Source organism: Streptomyces sp. NRRL B-3229 (genome assembly GCF_000719505.1).
GTDB lineage: Bacteria > Actinomycetota > Actinomycetes > Streptomycetales > Streptomycetaceae > Streptomyces > Streptomyces griseorubiginosus.
Window position 1 is genome coordinate 92,314 of sequence record NZ_JOGP01000001.1, and the last position, 18,110, is coordinate 110,423.

At 71.8% G+C, this 18,110-nt stretch carries 15 protein-coding genes; 4 read left to right on the forward strand and 11 right to left on the reverse strand.

The window, feature by feature from the left end; translation table 11 throughout:
- Positions 1 to 115 precede the first annotated feature (115 nt).
- On the reverse strand, positions 116 to 1,234 hold the full coding sequence (locus IF54_RS0100445; protein WP_030313216.1) for a glycerate kinase: 1,119 nt from the start codon (positions 1,232 to 1,234) through the stop codon (positions 116 to 118).
- Positions 1,235 to 1,445: 211 nt separating this feature from the next.
- On the opposite strand from IF54_RS0100445, the gene IF54_RS0100450 reads away from it, so the two are divergent.
- From IF54_RS0100450 to IF54_RS0100460, 3 genes are all read left to right on the forward strand, one after another.
- Entirely contained in the window at positions 1,446 to 2,519 is a 1,074-nt protein-coding gene (locus IF54_RS0100450; RefSeq protein ID WP_030313218.1) for an ADP-ribosylglycohydrolase family protein, read from the forward strand.
- Positions 2,520 to 2,774: 255 nt separating this feature from the next.
- Positions 2,775 to 3,272 (forward strand): NUDIX domain-containing protein, encoded by a 498-nt coding sequence (locus IF54_RS0100455; RefSeq protein ID WP_030313220.1) that lies wholly within the window; start codon positions 2,775 to 2,777, stop codon positions 3,270 to 3,272.
- A 90-nt stretch (positions 3,273 to 3,362) separates the two neighbouring features.
- The gene (locus IF54_RS0100460) at positions 3,363 to 4,100 is read left to right on the forward strand and encodes an SIR2 family NAD-dependent protein deacylase (protein ID WP_030313222.1); all 738 of its coding nucleotides are present in this window, start codon (positions 3,363 to 3,365) and stop codon (positions 4,098 to 4,100) included.
- A 44-nt stretch (positions 4,101 to 4,144) separates the two neighbouring features.
- Here the strand turns inward: IF54_RS0100460 and IF54_RS0100465 are convergent, their stop codons facing one another.
- From IF54_RS0100465 to IF54_RS0100485, 5 genes are all read right to left on the reverse strand, one after another.
- Positions 4,145 to 4,528, reverse strand: a complete 384-nt coding sequence (locus IF54_RS0100465; RefSeq protein WP_030313224.1) for a hypothetical protein — start codon at positions 4,526 to 4,528, stop codon at positions 4,145 to 4,147.
- A gap of 20 nt (positions 4,529 to 4,548) precedes the next feature.
- On the reverse strand, positions 4,549 to 5,337 hold the full coding sequence (locus IF54_RS40395) for an FHA domain-containing protein (protein WP_078851827.1): 789 nt from the start codon (positions 5,335 to 5,337) through the stop codon (positions 4,549 to 4,551).
- Between the two features lie 143 nt (positions 5,338 to 5,480).
- Positions 5,481 to 5,963, reverse strand: a complete 483-nt coding sequence (locus IF54_RS0100475; protein ID WP_030313229.1) for a methylated-DNA--[protein]-cysteine S-methyltransferase — start codon at positions 5,961 to 5,963, stop codon at positions 5,481 to 5,483.
- Between the two features lie 9 nt (positions 5,964 to 5,972).
- On the reverse strand, positions 5,973 to 7,493 hold the full coding sequence (locus IF54_RS0100480) for an AlkA N-terminal domain-containing protein (protein WP_030313231.1): 1,521 nt from the start codon (positions 7,491 to 7,493) through the stop codon (positions 5,973 to 5,975).
- Positions 7,494 to 7,623: 130 nt separating this feature from the next.
- Positions 7,624 to 9,621, reverse strand: a complete 1,998-nt coding sequence (locus IF54_RS0100485; RefSeq protein WP_030313232.1) for a heavy metal translocating P-type ATPase — start codon at positions 9,619 to 9,621, stop codon at positions 7,624 to 7,626.
- 35 nt (positions 9,622 to 9,656) lie between these two features.
- Between IF54_RS0100485 and IF54_RS0100490 the strand changes: the two genes are divergently transcribed.
- Entirely contained in the window at positions 9,657 to 10,025 is a 369-nt protein-coding gene (locus IF54_RS0100490; RefSeq protein WP_030313234.1) for an ArsR/SmtB family transcription factor, read from the forward strand.
- A 54-nt stretch (positions 10,026 to 10,079) separates the two neighbouring features.
- Here the strand turns inward: IF54_RS0100490 and IF54_RS0100495 are convergent, their stop codons facing one another.
- The 5 genes from IF54_RS0100495 to IF54_RS0100515 all read right to left on the reverse strand — a co-directional run bounded on the left by IF54_RS0100495 (position 10,080) and on the right by IF54_RS0100515 (position 18,002).
- A complete protein-coding gene (locus IF54_RS0100495; RefSeq protein WP_030313236.1) occupies positions 10,080 to 13,940 on the reverse strand; it encodes a glycoside hydrolase family 2 TIM barrel-domain containing protein in 3,861 nt (1,286 codons plus the stop codon).
- A 243-nt stretch (positions 13,941 to 14,183) separates the two neighbouring features.
- Positions 14,184 to 14,762: a hypothetical protein gene (locus tag IF54_RS0100500; protein WP_030313238.1), complete on the reverse strand. Its 579-nt coding sequence runs from the start codon at positions 14,760 to 14,762 to the stop codon at positions 14,184 to 14,186.
- A 205-nt stretch (positions 14,763 to 14,967) separates the two neighbouring features.
- Positions 14,968 to 15,471: an O-acetyl-ADP-ribose deacetylase gene (locus IF54_RS0100505; RefSeq protein WP_030313239.1), complete on the reverse strand. Its 504-nt coding sequence runs from the start codon at positions 15,469 to 15,471 to the stop codon at positions 14,968 to 14,970.
- A gap of 71 nt (positions 15,472 to 15,542) precedes the next feature.
- Positions 15,543 to 16,955: a phytoene desaturase family protein gene (locus tag IF54_RS0100510; RefSeq protein ID WP_030313242.1), complete on the reverse strand. Its 1,413-nt coding sequence runs from the start codon at positions 16,953 to 16,955 to the stop codon at positions 15,543 to 15,545.
- Between the two features lie 201 nt (positions 16,956 to 17,156).
- Positions 17,157 to 18,002, reverse strand: a complete 846-nt coding sequence (locus IF54_RS0100515) for an inositol monophosphatase family protein (protein ID WP_030313243.1) — start codon at positions 18,000 to 18,002, stop codon at positions 17,157 to 17,159.
- Positions 18,003 to 18,110 lie beyond the last annotated feature (108 nt).

Genomic DNA, 18,110 nt, shown 5'->3' on the forward strand with positions numbered 1-18,110 from the left:
CCCGGCCTCGGTCCTGGCCGGGGGCGAGAGAGCCAGCCGGGGGTGAGACGGCCGGCAGGGGTGAGGCGGCAGGCTCGGAGAGTGGGAGTCCCACCGGCGAGCGACCTGGCCGGTCTCAGACCAGGAAGTCCCGGCCGATCCGCTCCGCCACGTCCTCCAGGATCGGGCCCGCCTCGGAGATGCACTTCTGGATGTCGGGCTCGGCGTCGGTGAGCGGGTAGGCACGGCGGATGCCCGCCCTGCCGATGGCCTCCGGCGGCAGGGCGAGGCGACCGCACACGGCGACGACCTCCTTGCCCTTGGCACGGGCGGCCGCGGCGACGCCCGCCGGGGCCTTGCCGTGCAGGGTCTGCTCGTCGAGCGAGCCCTCACCGGTGATCACCAGGTCGGCCCACTCCAGCGCGGGCGCGAACCCGAGGACGTCGAGCATGACGTCGATGCCGGGGCGGAACCGGGCCCCGACGAGGAGGGCGCCGTAGCCGATGCCGCCGGCCGCACCCGCGCCCGGCGAGGCCGCGTACTCGGCGGCCTTCGCGCCGACGGCGCCCTCCAGGACCTTCGCGTAGTGGGCGAGAGCGCTGTCCAGGGCCTGGACGTCGTCCGGGGAGGCGCCCTTCTGCGGGCCGTAGACCGCGGGGGCGCCCTTGGGGCCGGTCAGCGGGTTGTCGACATCGCTGGCGAGGATGAACTCGACGGACGCGAGCCGCGGGTCCAGGCCCGACAGGTCGGCCGTGGCGAGGTCGGCGAGGCCTCCGCCGCCGGGGGCGACGGGCTCGCCGTCGGCGTCCAGGAAGCGCGCGCCGAGGGCCGAGAGCATGCCGGCGCCACCGTCCGTGGTGGCGCTGCCGCCGACCCCGAAGACGATGGTGCGGGCGCCCGCGTCCAGCGCGGCGCGCAGCAGTTCGCCGGATCCGTACGTCGACGCCGTGAGCGGGGCGAAGACGCCGGCGGGCAGCCGCTGAAGGCCGCTGGCCTCGGCCATCTCCACGACGGCGGTCTCCGCGCGCACCGCGAAGGCGGCGGTGATCTCCTGCCCGAGGGGCCCGGCGACCGCCACCTCCCGGCGCTCGAAACCGGCCGCGACCGCGGCGGCGACGGTGCCGTCGCCGCCGTCGGCGACGGGCAGCGCCTCGACCTCCAGGTCCGGCACGACCCGGCGCAGCCCCGCCGTCACCCGCTCCGCGACCTGTACGGCCGTGAGCGAGCCCTTGAACTTGTCCGCGGCGATGAGCACGCGCTGTGTCACGTTTTCCCCTTGCTCTCCGGGCCTCGCGCACGTCAAGGCCAGTCGCGCCGCTGCGACCTTAACCGGAGACCGCCCTCGGCGTCATGCACCGCCCAGTCCCTGAGAGGCGCTGCGACGGCACCGGGAAGGCACTGAGACGGCACTGCGAAGTCACCGCGGACCCTCTGTGCGGCTCGCCGGAATGGGGTAAACCGGAGCTATGACCCCTGTGGGCACCGAGCAAGAGCTCGCCGACCGCGTCCTCGGGGGCTGGCTGGGCCGGATCGCGGGCAACATGCTCGGCAAACCGGTCGAGCAGGGCGACCTGTGGACGCGGGACCGGATCGACCGCTATCTGCGGCAGGCCGCCGCCCTGCCCCTGACCGACTATCTTCCCGAGCCCGTCGGCGATGACGACGGGCTCGAGCTGCGGCCCGAGTGGCGCGAGTGCGTGCGCGGCCGCATCCACGGCAGCTGCCGTGACGACGACGTCGACTACGCCATCCTGGGCCTGCACCTCCTGGAGACCCACGGCTTCGACTTCAGCACCGAGCAGGTCGGCGACCTGTGGCTGCTGAGGCTGCCGTACCTCCAGACGTTCACCGCCGAGCGGGCCGCCTACCGCAACCTCGCCAACGGGCTGAAACCGCCGCTGACGGCGACGTACGACAACCCCTGCCAGGAGTGGATCGGGGCCCTCATCCGCGCCGACATCTACGGCTGGACCTGCCCGGGTGCCCCGCGCCGTGCCGCCTCGCTGGCCCGCCGGGACGCGGTGCTCTCGCACACGGGGAACGGCGTGTACGGGGCGATGTGGGCGGCGGCGCTGATCTCGGCCGCGTTCACGGTGGACACCGTGCGGCAGGCCGTGGACCAGGCGCTCGCGGTGATCCCGGCGAGCAGTCGCCTCGCCCGCACGGTTCGCCGGGTGGCGTCCCTGCACGACACCAGGATGACCTGGGAGGACACGCTGACCACGGTCGCGGAGGAGACCGCGGGGCTCGGCTGGATCCACACGATCCCCAACGCGGCCGTCCTGACCGCCGGCCTCCTCTACGGCGACGGCGACTTCACCCGCTCCATCACGCTGACGGTCCGGGGCGGCCTGGACACCGACTCCAACGGCGCGACCGCGGGCTCGGTGACCGGGGTGCTCACCGGCGCGGAGGCGATTCCGGCGCAGTGGACGGAGCCGCTGGAGGACCGGGTGCGCAGCGCGGTGTTCGGCTTCGACGGGGCACACATCAGCGAACTGGCGGAGCGGACGGTGCGGTTGGTGGAGGCCGGGGCCTGAGATGCCGGGGGTGAGGCGACGGGCGGGGGCTGAGGCGGTCTGCCGGGGGGGTGAGCCGACGGGACGGGGAATGCGGCGACAGGCGCGGGGCTGAGGCGGCCGACGGGGGCTGAGGCTGGCCGGGGGGCTGAGGCTGGCCGGGGGGGCTGAGGCTGGCCGGGGGGGGCGTGCCGGAGCCGTAGGGGGCGCCCTTGAGCCCCGTGACGACCTGCTGCGCCGATGAAGGCGGCCGCGCATGCTGGTTACCCTTCGAGGATGACCATCACCCCTGACTTCGCCGCGTACATCGCCGGTCTCCCCCGGGTCCTCGCCGGTGCCGCCGCCCTCTTCCGTGACGCCGAGGGACGGGTGCTGCTCGTCGAGCCCAACTACCGGGAGGGCTGGGCGCTTCCCGGCGGCACGGTCGAGTCCGACCAGGGCGAGACCCCGCGCCAGGGCGCGCGCCGCGAGACCGCGGAGGAGATCGGCCTGGACCGCGAACCCGGGAGCCTGCTGGCGGTGGACTGGGTGCCCGGTACGCAGGCCCGGCCGCCGCTGGTCGCCTACCTGTACGACGGCGGAGTCCTCGCCGACAGCGACTTCAAGGCGATCCGCCTCCAGGAGGAGGAGCTGCTGTCCTGGCGCCTCGTCCCGCGCGAGGAACTCACCGACCATCTGCTGGGCGCCCTCGGCCGCCGGGTCCTGACCGCGCTGGAGGTCCTGGAGGAGGGGGCCGGGGCGGTGGAACTGGAGGACGGGTACCGGGTGGGCTGATCCCGCGCCCGTCGGCGTCCACGGCTGCCGGCACCCGGGGACGGGATATCCGCTCGCCGCACCGGGATCACCGGGCCTACCCTCGCCACCATGACCAAGCCCCTCGTCGCGATCCTCAGCGGCGCCGGTGTCTCCACCGACTCCGGGATCCCCGACTACCGCGGTCCGAACGGGCTGTGGCGCAAGGACCCCGAGGCCGAGAAGCTCGTGACGTACGACTACTACATGGGCGACCCGGAGATCCGCCGCCGCTCGTGGCAGATGCGGCGCGCGAACCGGGCCCTCGACGCCGAGCCGAACGCCGCGCACGTGGCGGTCGCCGAGCTGGAGAGTTCCGGGGTACCGGTACGGGTGATCACGCAGAACGTGGACGGGCTGCACCAGCTCGCCGGGATGCCCGCCCGCAAGGTCCTCGAACTGCACGGCACCGCACGCCAGGTGGTGTGCACGAAGTGTCACGCGCGCGGGCCGATGGAGGACGCGCTCCGCAGGGTCGAGGCCGGTGAACCGGACCCGCCGTGTCTGTCCTGCGGCGGCATCCTGAAGTCGGCGACCGTGATGTTCGGCGAGCGCCTGGACCCGGTCGTCCTCGGTCAGGCGGCAGCCATCAGCAAGGCCTGCCAGATCTTCGTCGCCGTCGGAACCACGCTCCAGGTCCAGCCCGCGGCGGACCTCGCGGGAGTCGCCGCCGACCACGGCGCCCGGCTCGTCGTCGTCAACGCGGACCCGACCCCGTACGACGACCGCGCCCACGAGGTGATCCGAGAACCGATCGGGACGGCGCTGCCGGAACTCCTGCACAGGATCTCGGCGTTCGGGGGTCCGTGACCGACACGGCCCGGCGGCGGGTCTTGCGACCCGTACCGCGAGCACTACCCGATGACACGGAGGACGGAGTCACCGATCGGCCCCAGCCAGGCCGCCAAGGAGGTGAGGGCTCCCGCGAGGGTCCCGCCGGCGGTGACGGCCGCACCCGCGGCGGTCACCAGCCTCGTGATCCGCACCAGACGGTCGGCCATGGTGGGGCGATCCGGAGCAGGGGAAGCGAGTTCGGCGTCGAGGGACTCGACTTCGGTGTTCACCTGACGCGCGACGTCGGGCGGAAGGGCGAGCCGGTCGAGTTCCGTACGCAGCACGCCGAGCATGGCACGCGGATCCGTGGCCGTGGCGAACTGCCCGTGCTGGCCGCCGTGGATGGTCTGGTCGCCGGCGACGTTGTTGATGTTGCCCTGTTGGCTGCCGATATGGAAGGTCACCGGATGTCCTCTCGCATGAGTCACTGGCGGCGCACGGCCGCGTCGAACGAGCGCTGACGCGATGCGGCGACGATGTGCATCACCAGCCCGGTCATCATCAGGACCGAGCCGATGCCGGCGGCCACCCAACCGAGAAGGAACACCGGAAAGCCACCGATCTCCGTGCCGAACATGTCTCCCGGATCGGGCCATTCATCGGGGTTGTCGGACACCGGCTCCCCGATACGGCCCATGAATCGCAGAATTCCGTAGGCGAAGACAGCGCAGCCGATCAAACACAGTACGAATCCGAACAGAATGACTCTTCGGGCTCTGGTGCGAGCTGCCGCGATCTGCCGGAGAAAGCTCTCCTGTCGCTGGTCGACGTACTGGTGACCGCCCACATTGTTGATGTTGGCCCCGTACTGCCCGCCCACGTCGAATCGCGGGGTACTGCCCACCGTCGGCATCATCACGGTGCCCAGTGCGGCCTCACGCTCTCGCGCGGCACCTGCCGGCCATTCGTAGCGCATGCTCACGCTCCCCAGGGTGAGCACATCGCCGTCGTGCAGGGTCTGCGGGGCGGCGAGCGGACGGTCGTTCACCGACGTGCCGTTGGCGGAGCCGAGGTCTTCCAGGACCACGCTCGCGCCCGAACGGCTCAGGATCGCGTGTCTCCCGCTCACATACGGATCGTCTATCCGAATGTCGCAGCCGGGATCCCTCCCGAGCACCGATCTCGCGGCGGACAGGGGGAGCGGGGATCCGTACAGATGCGAGGGACGAAGGAAAGTGAGCTGGGGACCGGAGCGATCCGGAGAAGTCGCCATGATCCCACCCCCGTGAGGAGTGGACGGAGGATTCGTCTTGTCGATGGCGGTTGATGAATGAACCGCTCATAACGTGCCATTCATCGTCATAATACACCGGCGAGCAGGGAGTGCCGAGTGGACTCCCTGCTCGGCGGTACCGTTCAGAACAGTGACGCACCCCGCTCGAAGTCCAGCAACCGCCGCTTCCGCTCCAGCCCCCCGCCGTACCCCGTGAGGCCGCCGTCCGCTCCGACGACCCGGTGGCAGGGGACGATGATGCCGATCGGGTTCTTGCCGTTGGCGAGGCCGACCGCTCGGGAGGCGCCCGGGTTGCCGAGGGCGTCGGCGAGTTGGCCGTAGCTGCGGGTCTCGCCGTGCGGGATCCTGCGGAGTTCCTGCCAGACGGCGTCCTGGAACGCCGTTCCGTTAAGGCGTAGTTCGAGGGTGAATTCCTTCAACTCGCCCGCGAAGTAGGCGTGCAGCTGCTCCTCGGCCTCCCTGAAGGGACTGGCGTCCGGCTCACCGAAGGACTCCTCCGGGGGGCGGTGGCGCTGGTCGGTCATGTAGAGGCCACAGAGGACGCCGTCGTCGGCGACGAGGGTCAGCGGGCCGTAGGGGCTGTCGATCACGGTGTGCTGTTTCACGGAACGTCCTCACACGGGAAGGAAGTTGATCGGGTGGCTGTCGGTCGCCCACAGGTACTGGACCGCGTACGCCCGCCAGGGTCGCCAGGCCGCGGCGCGGGCCGTCAGCGCGGCCGGGGTGGAGGGCAGGCCCAACTCCTGCGCAGCACGGCGGATTCCGAGGTCGGTCGGGAGGAAGGCGTCCGGGTCGCCGAGGGCGCGCATGGCGATGACGTCGACCGTCCAGGGGCCGAAGCCGGGCAGCGAGAGCAGCTGGGCCCGTGTGTCCGACCAGTCGCACTCGACCCCCAACTGAAGTGTGCCGTCGGCCAGTTGCCGCACCAGGGTGGTGAAGGTGGTCCTGCGGGTGTGGGGCATCGCCAGGGAGGCCGTGTCCAGCGCGGCCAGGGCCTCGGGCGTGGGGAAGAGGTGGGTGAGGCCGCCCTCCGGGTCGTCCACCGGCTCGCCGTGGGCGGTGACCAGACGGCCCGCGTGGGTCCGGGCCGCCGCTGTGGAGACCTGCTGCCCCAGCACGGCCCGTACGGCGAACTCCGCCTCGTCCACGGTGCGCGGGACACGTCTGCCGGGTGCCTTGTCCACCAGCGGGGCCAGCAGCGGATCCGTGCGCAGCTGGTCGTCGATCGCGACCGGATCGGCGTCCAGGTCGAGCATGCGGCGGCAGCGGCTGATGGCGACGGTCAGGTCCCGCAGGTCGCTCAGCCGCAACCGGCAGGCGATGTGGTCGGGCCGCGGGGAGAGGGCCACGACGCCGTGTCCGTACGGCAGCCGCAGCGTGCGTCGGTAGGCACCGTCTCGCCACTCCTCCACGCCCGGGACGGCGGTGGCCGCGAGGTGGCCGAAGAGGTTGTCGGGGTTGAGGGGGGCGCGGAACGGCAGCCGCAGGTTCAGCACACCGGGGGTGCCGGGACCGGCCGCCCGCGGCACCGGGTCGGCCACCGCGGTCGCCGCCGCCCTCCCCCGCACCCGGGTACGCAGCTCGCTCGGGGAGAGCGCGAAGACCTCCCGCACGGTGTCGTTGAAGGTGCGGATCGCGGAGAAGCCGGCCGCGAAGGCGACGTCCGCCATCGGGAGCGGGGTGGTCTCGATGAGGATCCTCGCCGTCTGGGCCCGCTGGGCGCGGGCAAGCGCGAGCGGGCCCGCGCCGAGTTCGGCGAGCAGCTGGCGTTCGATCTGCCGGGTGCTGTAGCCGAGCCGGGCGGCGAGGCCCGGTACGCCCTCGCGGTCGACCACCCCGTCGGCGATGAGCCGCATCGCGCGGGCCACCAGGTCGGCCCGCTGGTTCCACTCGGGCGAGCCCGGGCTGGTGTCGGGCCGGCACCGCTTGCAGGCCCGGAAACCCGCCTGCTGGCAGGCCGCCGCGCTCGGGTGGAACGTCATGTTCTCGGGCTTGGGCGGGACGACCGGACAGCTCGGCCGGCAGTAGATGCGGGTCGTCAGAACAGCCGTGAAGAACCAGCCGTCGAACCGTGCGTCCTTGGACTGCACGGCGCGCACACAGCGCTCGGTCTCGGTGTACATCCCCGTCTGCATACGTCCAGCATCGGCCACGGCCCGAGCCCGGGCTGGCGAGAATCCGACATCAACCTCGCCCCGGCCTCGCGGGCCTTCGACCGGACCGGGACGCCTTCAGCCTCGCGGACCCCGGGCCGGTCCGGCCCGCTCAGCCTCGCGGACCCCGGGCCGGTCCGGGCCGCCATGCGGACTCCCGCAGCAGCCGCAGCCCGTTCAGGCCGACGAGCACCGTCGAGCCCTCGTGCCCGGCGACGCCGAGCGGCAGCGGCAGATGGCCGAGGAGGTCCCACAGGACGAGTCCGGTGATGAAGGTCCCCGCGATCACCAGGTTCTGGACCACCAGCCGGCGGGCGGTCCGGGACAGCCGTACGACCGCGGCGACGGTCGCGAGCTCGTCGCGCACGACGACCGCGTCCGCCGTCTCCAGCGCCAGGTCGGAGCCCGCCCTGCCCATCGCGACGCCGGAGTGGGCGGCGGCGAGCGCGGGCGCGTCATTGACTCCGTCGCCGACGAACAGCACCTTGCGCCCGGCGTCCTGAAGCTCCCGTACGGCGTCCACCTTGGCCTCGGGCAGCAGGTCCGCGCGGACGTCCGTGAGCCCGGTGGCCTCGGCGACCCGGGCGGCGGCTCGCGCGTTGTCCCCGGTGAGCAGGACGGGGGCGGTGCCGGTCAGGGCGGTGAGCGCGGCGGTCATGGCGGGGGCGCCGGGGCGCAGCCGGTCGGCGAGGGCGAGGGTCCCGAGGGGGACACCGTCCCGGGTCACGAGGACGACGGTATCCCCGCCCGCGAGGGCGTCATCGGGGCCGGAGACGTCCTCCGGGCTCGTCCGGCCGACCTCGGTCTCCCGGCCGACCTCGACCTCCTGGCCGTCCACCACCGCCGTCACCCCACGCCCCGGCACGGCCACGAAGTCCGTCGCATGCTCGATCCGCAGCCCCTTGGCCCTTGCCGCCCCGACGATCGCCCGGGCCAGCGGATGCTCACTGGGGTGCTCGGCCGCGGCGGCCAGGGCGAGCAGCTCGTCCTCGTCGAGGCCGGCCCCCGGCAGCAGTCGTACGGCCGTCAGCTCCGGCGCCCCCTCGGTCAGCGTGCCCGTCTTGTCGAGGGCCACGGCGTTCACCTCCCCGAGCCGCTCCATCGCGACCGCGGACTTCACCAGGACGCCGTGCCGGCCTGCGTTGGCGATGGCGGAGAGGAGGGGCGGCATGGTCGCGAGGACGACCGCACACGGCGAGGCGACGATCATGAAGGTCATCGCACGGAGCAGCGCGTCCGTGAGGTCGGCGCCGAACAGCAGGGGCACCCCGAACACGGCCAGGGTGGCGGCGACGATCCCCACCGCGTACCGCTGCTCGACCTTCTCGATGAACAGCTGGGTGGGTGCCTTGGTGCGGGAGGCCTCCTCCACGAGCGTCACGATGCGGGAGATGACGGAGTCGGCGGGGTCGCGTCCGACGCGGACGCGCAGCGCTCCGGTGCCGTTGAGGGTGCCGGCGAAGACCTCGTCGCCGGGCCCCTTGGCGACCGGCAGGGGTTCGCCGGTGATGGTGGCCTGGTCGGCCTCGCTCGCCCCGTCCGCCACCACGCCGTCGGCGCCGATGCGCTCGCCGGGGCGGACCAATAACACGTCTCCCACGGTGAGTTCGGATGTCGGGACCGTCTCCTCGCCGTCCCGTGTCACCCGGGTCGCCGTCGTCGGCGCGAGGTCGAGCAGGCCGCGCACCGAGTCGGCCGTACGGGCGGTGGCCAGGGCTTCGAGGGCGCCCGACGTGGCGAAGATGACGATCAGCAGGGCGCCGTCCAGGACCTGTCCGATCGCGGCGGCGCCCAGCGCCGCGACGATCATCAGCAGATCGACGTCCAGGGTCCGCTCGCGCAGCGCCCTGAGCCCTTCCAGGGCCGGCTCCCAGCCGCCGGTCGCATAGGCGACTGCGTAGAGCGGGCCGTACGCCCACCACGGCATGCCGCTCAGGTCCACCGTGAGACCGAGCAGGAACGAGACGGTCGAGGCCAGCGCCCAGCGGGCCTCGGCCAGGGCGAGGACGCGGGTGCGGCGCCGGGGCTCCTGGTGAACGGCCGGGGGGACACGGACGGGGGCGAGAGTCGTGGACACCCCAGCACCATACAGGAACACATGAAGACTCATTCATCTGTTCATGTGTGGTGGGTAAGATACCGCGCATGGGTCATGGAGCCGTCACCACCACCGACGACGAGCGGGTACGCCTGGACGCGGCCAATGTCGCCAAGGTGGCCACCACGCTCCAGGCCCTCTCCACGCCGTCCCGGCTGCTGATCCTCGCCAGGCTGCGCGAAGGGCCGCTGCCCGCTACGGAGTTGGCCGCCGAGGTGGGCATGGAGCAGTCGGCGTGCTCGCATCAGCTGCGGCTGCTGCGCAACCTCGGTCTTGTCGTGGGCGAGCGCCAGGGCCGGTCGGTGGTGTACGCGCTGCACGACCACCATGTCGCCGAACTCCTCGACCAGGCCGTCTACCACGTGGAGCACCTGAGGCTGGGGCTGAGCGACCCGACCGAGGCGGAAACAGAGTGAGGCGCCCCTGAGCGGGACGCCTCACTCCTCGCACGCCGCGTGCTTCCTGTCGTATCAGTTGGTTGCCGTCGGCCGCCGCGAGGTTGCCGTGGCGTGGCTCACATCTGTCAGGGGCCGCAGCCGGTAGGTGTACGCGTAGTCCCGGTCGGCGAACAGCTTGTACTCGTCATGGGTGTGCGCGCCCCAGCTGTTGTCACCGCCGACACCCATCTGCCGGTGGTTCACCCTGAGAACCACGGCGTCGCGCGGGGTGAGCTGGTAGTCGTGGCGCACCCCGTTGGACAGGTCCTCCGGGGTGAAGTGTGAGGCGTTGACCTCAAGCAGCGGCTCGCCGGAGACCAGTAGTCCCACACCGTCGCGACCGGTGAGCGCGGCCCAGCGGACGTCGGTCTTGTTGCCGTTCTCCTGCGGGCGGATGTAGGGCGTCCACTGCTCGGCCACGGTCCCGGACCAAAGACCCACGTCCGTACCGTCGTTGCGGTCCCAGTGGTTCTCCTCGGGGCCGCGGCCGAAGTAGTGCAGCCGGTCGAGCCCGCGCGGCAGGAGCAGGATCGTGCCGACCTCCGGGATGTACGGCAGTGAACTCGCCCCCGGGTGCAGGGTGTTGTCCACCTTGATCTCACCGTTGCCGAAGACCGTGTAGGTCGTGGTGTACGACGACTCGGTGGTCGTCGGCAGGGTGCCGCTCACCTTGATCTCGACGGCCCGCTCCCCCACCGCGCGCACGCTGACGCCGGTCACCGTGCGGTGGGTCCCGGCGTCGCGCCAGGTCTGGTTGCGGACGTGCTGCCCGTTGCCGTGGTCGTTGTCGGTGGGCGCCCGCCAGAAGTTGGGCACGGGACCGGAGGTGAGCAATCGGGTGCCGTGCGCCTTGTACGACGTGATGGTCCCGCTGCCCTTGTCGACGACGACGGAGAAGTCCTTGCCGTTGACGGCCACTTGGGCGGAGGTGTCCTTGTACGACAGCACCGGCACCTTCGCGAGCGGGACCGGAGTCACCGCCGGGCTTCCCGCGTCCACGGCTAGCTGCTGTGCGGCGACCTCGAAGCCGGACGGGGCCCAGGGCGTGGACTCCCTGGTGGTGAAGGAGAGCCGGAGGAAGTACTCGGTGCCGGGAGCGGGGGCGCTCGGGAGCCGGTACGGGACGGTGATGTCCTTGCTCGACAGTGGGGCCACATCCAGCTGGTCCCGGGTGAGCCTGCCGCGCTGGACGACCTTGCCATCGGCGGAGAGCGTCCAACTGCCGCCGTATTCTCGGAGGTTGGTGAAGAGGTTCTCGTTGGTGAGCGTCACCGCCGTCCCGCCCGGGGCCCGACTCGCCTGGATCGCCTGGTAGATCCGTTTGACCTCGGCGGCCTTGCCGGTGTGGCCGCGGTCGGCGGTGACGATGCCGTCCGCGACGAAGGCACCGTCGTTGGGGTTGTCGCCCCAGTCGCCGCCGAACGCGAAGAAGGTCTTCTGCGCGGCCCGCTTCTCCGTGAGCCGCACGGTCGCCGCGTCGAACCAGAACCGGACGCCTTCGTCGCCGGGTTCCCGGCTGTCGGAGGCCAGTTCGGCGGCGCTCAGGGCACGGGCGTAGACGCGCGCCTTCCTGATCGTGCCGCTGAACTCCCTGGTCGGGTTGTCGACGTCGACGGCCAGCGCGAGCGGGGCGGTGGTGCGGCTGGGCCTCTGGGTGGTGGTCCGGGTGGCCCTGACCTGGCCGTCGACATGGAGGGTCAGGGTACCCGCGGTCGCGTCGAAGACTCCGGCCACGTGGTGCTCCCGGCCCGTCCAGTCGTCCGGGAGCGCCCAGGTGGCGGTGATCCACTGGCCGCCGCCGTAGATGAAGAACTCCAGTGTCCTGTCGGACTGTTTGAGGCAGTACTGGGTGTCGCCCTTGGCGATGATGGGCTGGTGATAGCCCGTCACCTTCGGGGTGACCCAGGCCTCCAGGGTCAGCGAGCCGGTCAGGTCGAGGCCTGGGTCTCGGGCGAAGACGGTGGCCCCGGAGACCCCCTTGTCGCGGTCGAACCGGGCGCTCGCGGGCAGGACTTCACCCGTCAGCGCACCCGGACCGCTCTCGGTGAGCAACTGGCGCACCGGGACGGGCTCGGTGAGGGACTGGTCGACGAAGTCCCAGATCCAGCCGCCCTGGAGGACGGGATAGCGGCGGATGATGTCCCAGTACTTCTTGAAGTTGCCGTTGGAGTTCCCCATCGCGTGGCAGTACTCGATCATCACGTACGGCCGGGTGTCGGCGGTGTTCCTGGCGTGCTGCTCGACCCGTGCGGGACTGTCGTACATCTCCGAACGGATGTCGCTGATGGTGGGCCGGTCGTCGCCCTCGTACTGGACGACGCGGGTGGGGTCGTACGACTTGATCCAGTCGCGCATGTTCACGAAGGTGCTGCCGCCGCCGGCCTCGTTGCCCAGTGACCAGATGACCACCGAGGCGTGGTTCTTGTCGCGGTGGACCATGTTCTGGGCGCGGGCCACACAGGCCCTGCTCCAGTCGGGGTGGTTCCCGGGGTACTCGCCGCGGATGCCGTGGGTCTCCAGGTTGGTCTCGTCGACGAGGTAGAGGCCGTACTCGTCGGCGAGTTCGAGCCACTGCGGGTTGTTGGGGTAGTGCGAGGTGCGCACCGAGTTGATGTTCATCCGCTTGATGATCGTGATGTCCTTCACGAGGTCCGCGCGGGTGAGCGCGGTGCCGCGGTCGGGGTGCATCTCGTGGCGGTTGGTGCCGCGGAAGGAGACGGGCTTGCCGTTGATGCGCATGAGCCCGTCCTTGAGCGCGAACTCCCGCAGTCCGACCCGGTGCGAGAGCGTCTCGATCACCTTGCCCGCGGGATCGCGCAGCCGCAGGACGGCGGTGTAGAGGTTCGGATGCTCGGCCGACCACAGCTTCGGCGAGGGCACGGCTTTTGACGCCTGTACGGTCGTCTCGGCGCCGGCGTCGAGGGTCACGGCCTGCTGGAGGGGCCGGGACCAGACGGCGTGGCCGCCGCTGTCGTAGAGCTGCGTCTCGACCGTGTAGCGGCCCGCGTCGCCGCCGCCGTAGTCGCGGACGCTCGCGGTCACGGAGAGCTGCGCCGAGGTGTAGTCGTCGCCGAGCGGGGTGTCCAGCTTGAAGTCGCGCAGGTGGACGGGCGGGGTGGAGTACAGGTAGACCGAGCGGAAGATGCCGCTCAGCCGGATCATGTCCTGGTCCTCCAGCCAGTCGCCGTCGGAGTAGCGGTAGACCTCGACGGCTATCCGGTTGGTGCCGGGCTTCAGGTGCGGGGTGATGTCGTACTCGGCGGCCGTGTAGGAGTCCTCGTGGTAGCCGACGAGTTCGCCGTTGATCCACACGTAGTGAGCCGACTTGACGCCCTCGAAGTGCAGGAAGGTCCGCCGCCCCGACCAGTCCTTGGGCACGGTGAAGGTGCGCCGGTACTGGCCGACGGGGTTGTAGCGGGTGGGAGCGGCGGGCGGCTGGGCCTCCTCGCCCAGGCCGTTGGGGCCCCACCAGGGGTAGGTGATGTTGACGTAGATCGGGAAGTCGTAGCCATGCACCTGCCATGCCGAAGGGACGGGGATGGTGTCCCAGTCCTTGTCGTCCAGGTCGGTGCGGTAGAAGTCGGTGTCGCGGTCGGCGGGCCGGTCGGCGTAGGCGAACTTCCACCTGCCGTCGAGGCTGAGCCGGTACGGCGAGCGGGTGCGGTCGGCGGCGAGCGCCTGGCCGACGGTGGCGTACGGCATCAGGGTGGAGTGCGGGGGCTCGGTTCCCACCCGGAAGAGGTCGATGGCGCCGTTCCACTCCGGGGAACCGTCCGCCGCGTGGCCGCGGCCGGCCAGGGGCCCGGAGGAGAGGGCGAGGGCGCCCAGGACGGCCGCCCCTCCCTCCAGCAGGCGCCTGCGGCTGATGGGGGCGGGCAGGTACGGGTGGGGCATGAGCGGAACCTTCCTCGGGACGACAGTGCGGTGTACGTACTGAGGGAGCGTCAATTCCTGTGCGCTAATGGTGACTTTGAGGCACAGGATGCGACTCAACCTAGATCCCGAAGGCCCGCCAGGCAATGACTTGGCAATGACTGTGCAGGATTCTGTGAGGTCCTGGGGAGATGACGACAGACGGCACCCCCGCGTGCGATCACGCGGGGGTGCCGTGGTGCTGTGCGAAGTGGTGCCGGTGGGTCAGGTGGCCGGCAGCTCCGGCAGGGCGGGCAGTGAGGGCAGCGCGGGCAGGCCGCCGCCGAGGAGGCCGGTCACGGCCCCGAGCACGTCGCCGAGGAGTCCGGTGACCGCACTCAGGACGCCGCCCAGGTCCAGCGAGGTGAGCGAGCCGAGGAGGTCGTCGACTGTGGACTGGAGCGAGGCCAGGAGGTCGGAGACCGGGTCGGCGGCGGCGACCGCGGACCGGTCTGTAACGCTCAGCCGCCGCAGCTCCTGCTGGACCCGCGCGTTCGCGGCCGCCACGGCCTTGGCGTGGGCGGCCGCGCTGTCCGCGTCGAGGGTGGTGGCGTCCAGCGCGGTGACGTCGGTGACCGCGTCCAGGAGCGGTGCGAGGACGGTGCCGTGCTCGGCCCGGTCCAGTGCGTCGAGGCGGTCCACCAGGGTGGCGGTGTCGGACGGGACGGCCGGCTGCGACACCCCGGGGTCCGACGCTGCGCGGCCCGCGTCGGTGACGGCGGCCGCGGTGCCGACCGGGCCCAGGATCAGCGCGGCACAGACCAGGGGCGGCAGGAGACGGCCGCGGGAGACGAGGGGGCGCATGCATGTTCCTTTCGAAATGACTTCGTTGGCCCCACCGTGGAAAGCGCCCGCGTGGCGCGCAACCGGTCAGGTGACCCGCCCCCGCCCTTCACCCCCTGGCCGGACGGCTCTGACCAGGTATTTTCCTGAGACACAGGCCCGCTGCGCGCTCTTGAGCGCGTTCCGCCGTCAGGGGACCCAGGATCACCGTCACGGGACTCGGGTGTCAGTCGAGCTGCCGGGCGAACGCGTCGTACGCCTTCTCGTCGAACAGCACGAACCGGACCTCCTCGACCGTGGTCGCCTCCCGCACCGTCTCCACCGCGATCCGGGCGGCGTCGTCGATCGGCCAGCCGTAGATGCCGGCGGAGACGGCGGGGAAGGCGACCGTCCGGGCGCCGAGTTCATCGGCGACGCGCAGGGACTCCCGGTGGCAGGAGGCCAGCAGTGCCGAGCGGTCCTCCTCGTGGCTGTACCGGGGGCCGACGGTGTGGATCACCCAGCGCGCGTCCAGGTCGCCCGTGGTGGCGACGGCCTGGCCCGTGGCGAGGCCCTTGCCGTAGTGCCCGGCGCGCAGCCTGCGGCACTCCGCCAGGATCGCGGGGCCGCCGCGCCGGTGGATGGCACCGTCGACGCCTCCGCCGCCGAGAAGGGAGGAGTTCGCGGCGTTGACGATCGCGTCGGCGCTCTCCCTAGTGATGTCGCCCCGGACGAGTCGAATGGTGGTCATGCACCCACTCTTCCAGCACGGTGCGCGGAGGTCAGCTCGGTATGGGACGTGCGCAAGGAGTCGGCCGCGCTTCAGGTCTCCTGGCGGAGCCGTCGCCACACGGCCTTCGCGGCGTTGTGGCCCGACATGCCGTGCACACCGGGACCCGGCGGGGTCGCCGACGAGCAGATGAAGACGGCCGGGTGGGGGGTGCCGTAGGGGAAGAGGGAGAGCTTGGGGCGCAGCATGATCTGGAGGCCGGTGACCGCGCCGGAGCCGATGTCGCCGCCGACGTAGTTGGCGTTGCGGGCGGCCAGTTCGGGCGGCCCCGCGGTGGCGCGGGCGAGGACCCGGTCGCGGAACCCCGGTGCGAAGCGCTCCAGTTGGCGCTCCAGGGCGTCGGTGAGGTCGCCGGTCCAGCCGCTGGGGACATGGCCGTAGGCCCAGAACACGTGCTTTCCGGCGGGGGCCCGGCCCGGGTCCACGACACTCGGCTGCACGGTGATCATGAACGGCCTGTCGGGGGCCCGGCCCTCCCGGGACGCGGCCCGCAGAGCCCTGCCGATCTCCGCGCTGTCGGCGCCGATCTGCACGGTGCCGGCGCTGCGCGCCTCCTTCGCGGTCCACGGCACCGGGCCGTCGAGGGCGTAGTCGACCTTGAAGACGCCCGGGCCGTAGCGGTAGCCCTGGTAGTAGTCGCCGAAGCCGGCGATGCGGGCCAGCGCGGTGGGTGAGGTGTCGAAGACGTAGGCGCGCGCCGGTGGCAGGTCGTCCAGCCGCTTGACCTCGTAGTCGGTGTGCACGCTGCCGCCGAGGTCCTTGAGGTACGCGGCGAGCGCGTCGGAGATGGACTGGGAGCCGCCGCGGGCGACGGGCCAGCCGCGGGCGTGTGCCGCGAGTGCGAAGACCATGCCGATGGCGCCGGTGGCGAACCCGCTGAGCGGGGCCATGACATGCGCGACCAGCCCTGCGAACAGGGTCTTGGCCCGCTCATCGCGGAAGCGGCGCATCAGCAGGGTCGACGGGAGCAGCCCGGCGAGGCCGAAGCGGGCCAGGGTGACCGGGTCGCGGGGCAGCGCGGTCAGGGGCAGGGACATGAAGTCGTGGACCAGGGTGTCCCATTTGGGCAGGAACGGCTCGACGAGCCTTCGGTACGTCCCCGCGTCACGCGGTCCGAAGGAGGCGGCCGTCTCGGCGACCGACCTCGACAGGACGGCGGCGGTGCCGTCGGTGAAGGGGTGCGCCATGGGCAGCTCCGCGTGCAGCCACTCCAGTCCGTAGCGCTCCAGGGGCAGCGCGCGGAACGCCGGGGAGTTGATGCCGAGGGGGTGGGCCGCGGAACAGGGGTCGTGCCGGAAACCGGGGAGGGTCAGCTCCTCGGTGCGGGCGCCTCCGCCCACGGTGTCGCGGGCCTCGAACACGGCCACGGAGAAGCCGCGCCGGGCCAGCTCCACGGCGGCCGTCAGTCCGTTCGGCCCCGCACCCACCACGACCGCATCGAGCATCGACGGCACCTTCGGACCCCTTCGTCAGCCGATGGCCAGAGGATCAGGATATGCCGGGGGACCGACAGTCCTGGGGTTCGGGGGTACGTCGGGAGGCAGGCGGCGCATCGTCCAGGAAGCTCTGACCGATGCGGTCAAGCACGCGGCTCCGGCAGACTGCCGCCCCGGATCCAGGAACCTCCGGTCCCCGTGGGCGCCCCGTCAGCTCTCCCCCGCCAGCACCCCCCGTATCCTCCCCGCCGTCGCCGTGTCCCGGGCCGCGGTGAAGGGCAGGGTGTTGCCTCCCGTGATACGGAAGGGCTCGCCGGTGAGGGTCAGATGGGCGCCACCCGCCTCCTCGACCAGCAGCAGGCCCGCCGCGTGGTCCCAGGCCGCCTCCCAGGAGAACGCGGTCGCGTCCAACTCACCGCGGGCGACGGCGAGATACTCCAGCCCCGCCGAGCCGCACGCACGCGGTGCGACGCCGTCCGTCCACAGCCTCCGCAGCCCGCGCTTCTGGTCCTCCGTCGTGTAGTCCGGGTGGGAGGTGGCCACTTGGAGGTCGCGGCCCGGTTCGGGGGCGCCCGCGTGCAGCCGCTCGCCGTCGAGGAACGCGCCCCGGCCCCGTATCGCCGTGGCCAGTTGGTCGCGCGCCGGTGCGTAGATCCAGGAGGCCAGCAGGACACCGCCCTTCGCCAGCGCGACCAGCATGCAGAAGCCGGGGTCGCCGTGCACGAACTGCCGGGTGCCGTCGACGGGGTCGACGATCCAGACGGGGGCGTCGCCCTGTATCGCCTCGTACGAGGCCGGGTCGGCGTGCACCGCCTCCTCGCCGACCACGGCCGAGCCCGGCAGCAGGGCGCCGAGCGCCTCGGTGAGGTACTGCTCGGCGAGACGGTCGGCGTCCGTCACCAGGTCGTGCGGGCCCGCCTTCTGGTCGACCTCGTGTGCGGCGAGCCGCCGGAACCGGGGCATGACCTCGGCCGCGGCCGCCTTGCGCACCGCCTCTTCCACGTCGCCGGCGTGCAGGTCGAGAAACTCGTCGATGGTTTCCGTGTCTCCGATCATGAGTCCATGAGAGCACGCGGGACTGACAATCCCCACCCGCCTGATGGACGCCGTATGGAATTACCGTGAACACCGGGTTCCGAGGAAGCCGTTCGCCGAACCGCCCCG

Excerpts from the sequence above, each read along its gene's own strand:
- IF54_RS0100450 (WP_030313218.1), top strand. The coding sequence starts at position 1,446 with ATGACCCCTGTGGGCACCGAGCAAGAGCTCGCCGACCGCGTCCTCGGG.
- IF54_RS0100455 (WP_030313220.1), top strand. The coding sequence starts at position 2,775 with ATGACCATCACCCCTGACTTCGCCGCGTACATCGCCGGTCTCCCCCGG.
- IF54_RS0100460 (WP_030313222.1), top strand. The coding sequence starts at position 3,363 with ATGACCAAGCCCCTCGTCGCGATCCTCAGCGGCGCCGGTGTCTCCACC.
- IF54_RS40395 (WP_078851827.1), bottom strand. The coding sequence starts at position 5,337 with ATGGCGACTTCTCCGGATCGCTCCGGTCCCCAGCTCACTTTCCTTCGT.
- IF54_RS0100480 (WP_030313231.1), bottom strand. The coding sequence starts at position 7,493 with ATGCAGACGGGGATGTACACCGAGACCGAGCGCTGTGTGCGCGCCGTG.
- IF54_RS0100485 (WP_030313232.1), bottom strand. The coding sequence starts at position 9,621 with ATGAGTCTTCATGTGTTCCTGTATGGTGCTGGGGTGTCCACGACTCTC.
- IF54_RS0100490 (WP_030313234.1), top strand. The coding sequence starts at position 9,657 with ATGGGTCATGGAGCCGTCACCACCACCGACGACGAGCGGGTACGCCTG.
- IF54_RS0100495 (WP_030313236.1), bottom strand. The coding sequence starts at position 13,940 with ATGCCCCACCCGTACCTGCCCGCCCCCATCAGCCGCAGGCGCCTGCTG.
- IF54_RS0100500 (WP_030313238.1), bottom strand. The coding sequence starts at position 14,762 with ATGCGCCCCCTCGTCTCCCGCGGCCGTCTCCTGCCGCCCCTGGTCTGT.
- IF54_RS0100505 (WP_030313239.1), bottom strand. The coding sequence starts at position 15,471 with ATGACCACCATTCGACTCGTCCGGGGCGACATCACTAGGGAGAGCGCC.
- IF54_RS0100510 (WP_030313242.1), bottom strand. The coding sequence starts at position 16,955 with ATGCTCGATGCGGTCGTGGTGGGTGCGGGGCCGAACGGACTGACGGCC.
- IF54_RS0100515 (WP_030313243.1), bottom strand. The coding sequence starts at position 18,002 with ATGATCGGAGACACGGAAACCATCGACGAGTTTCTCGACCTGCACGCC.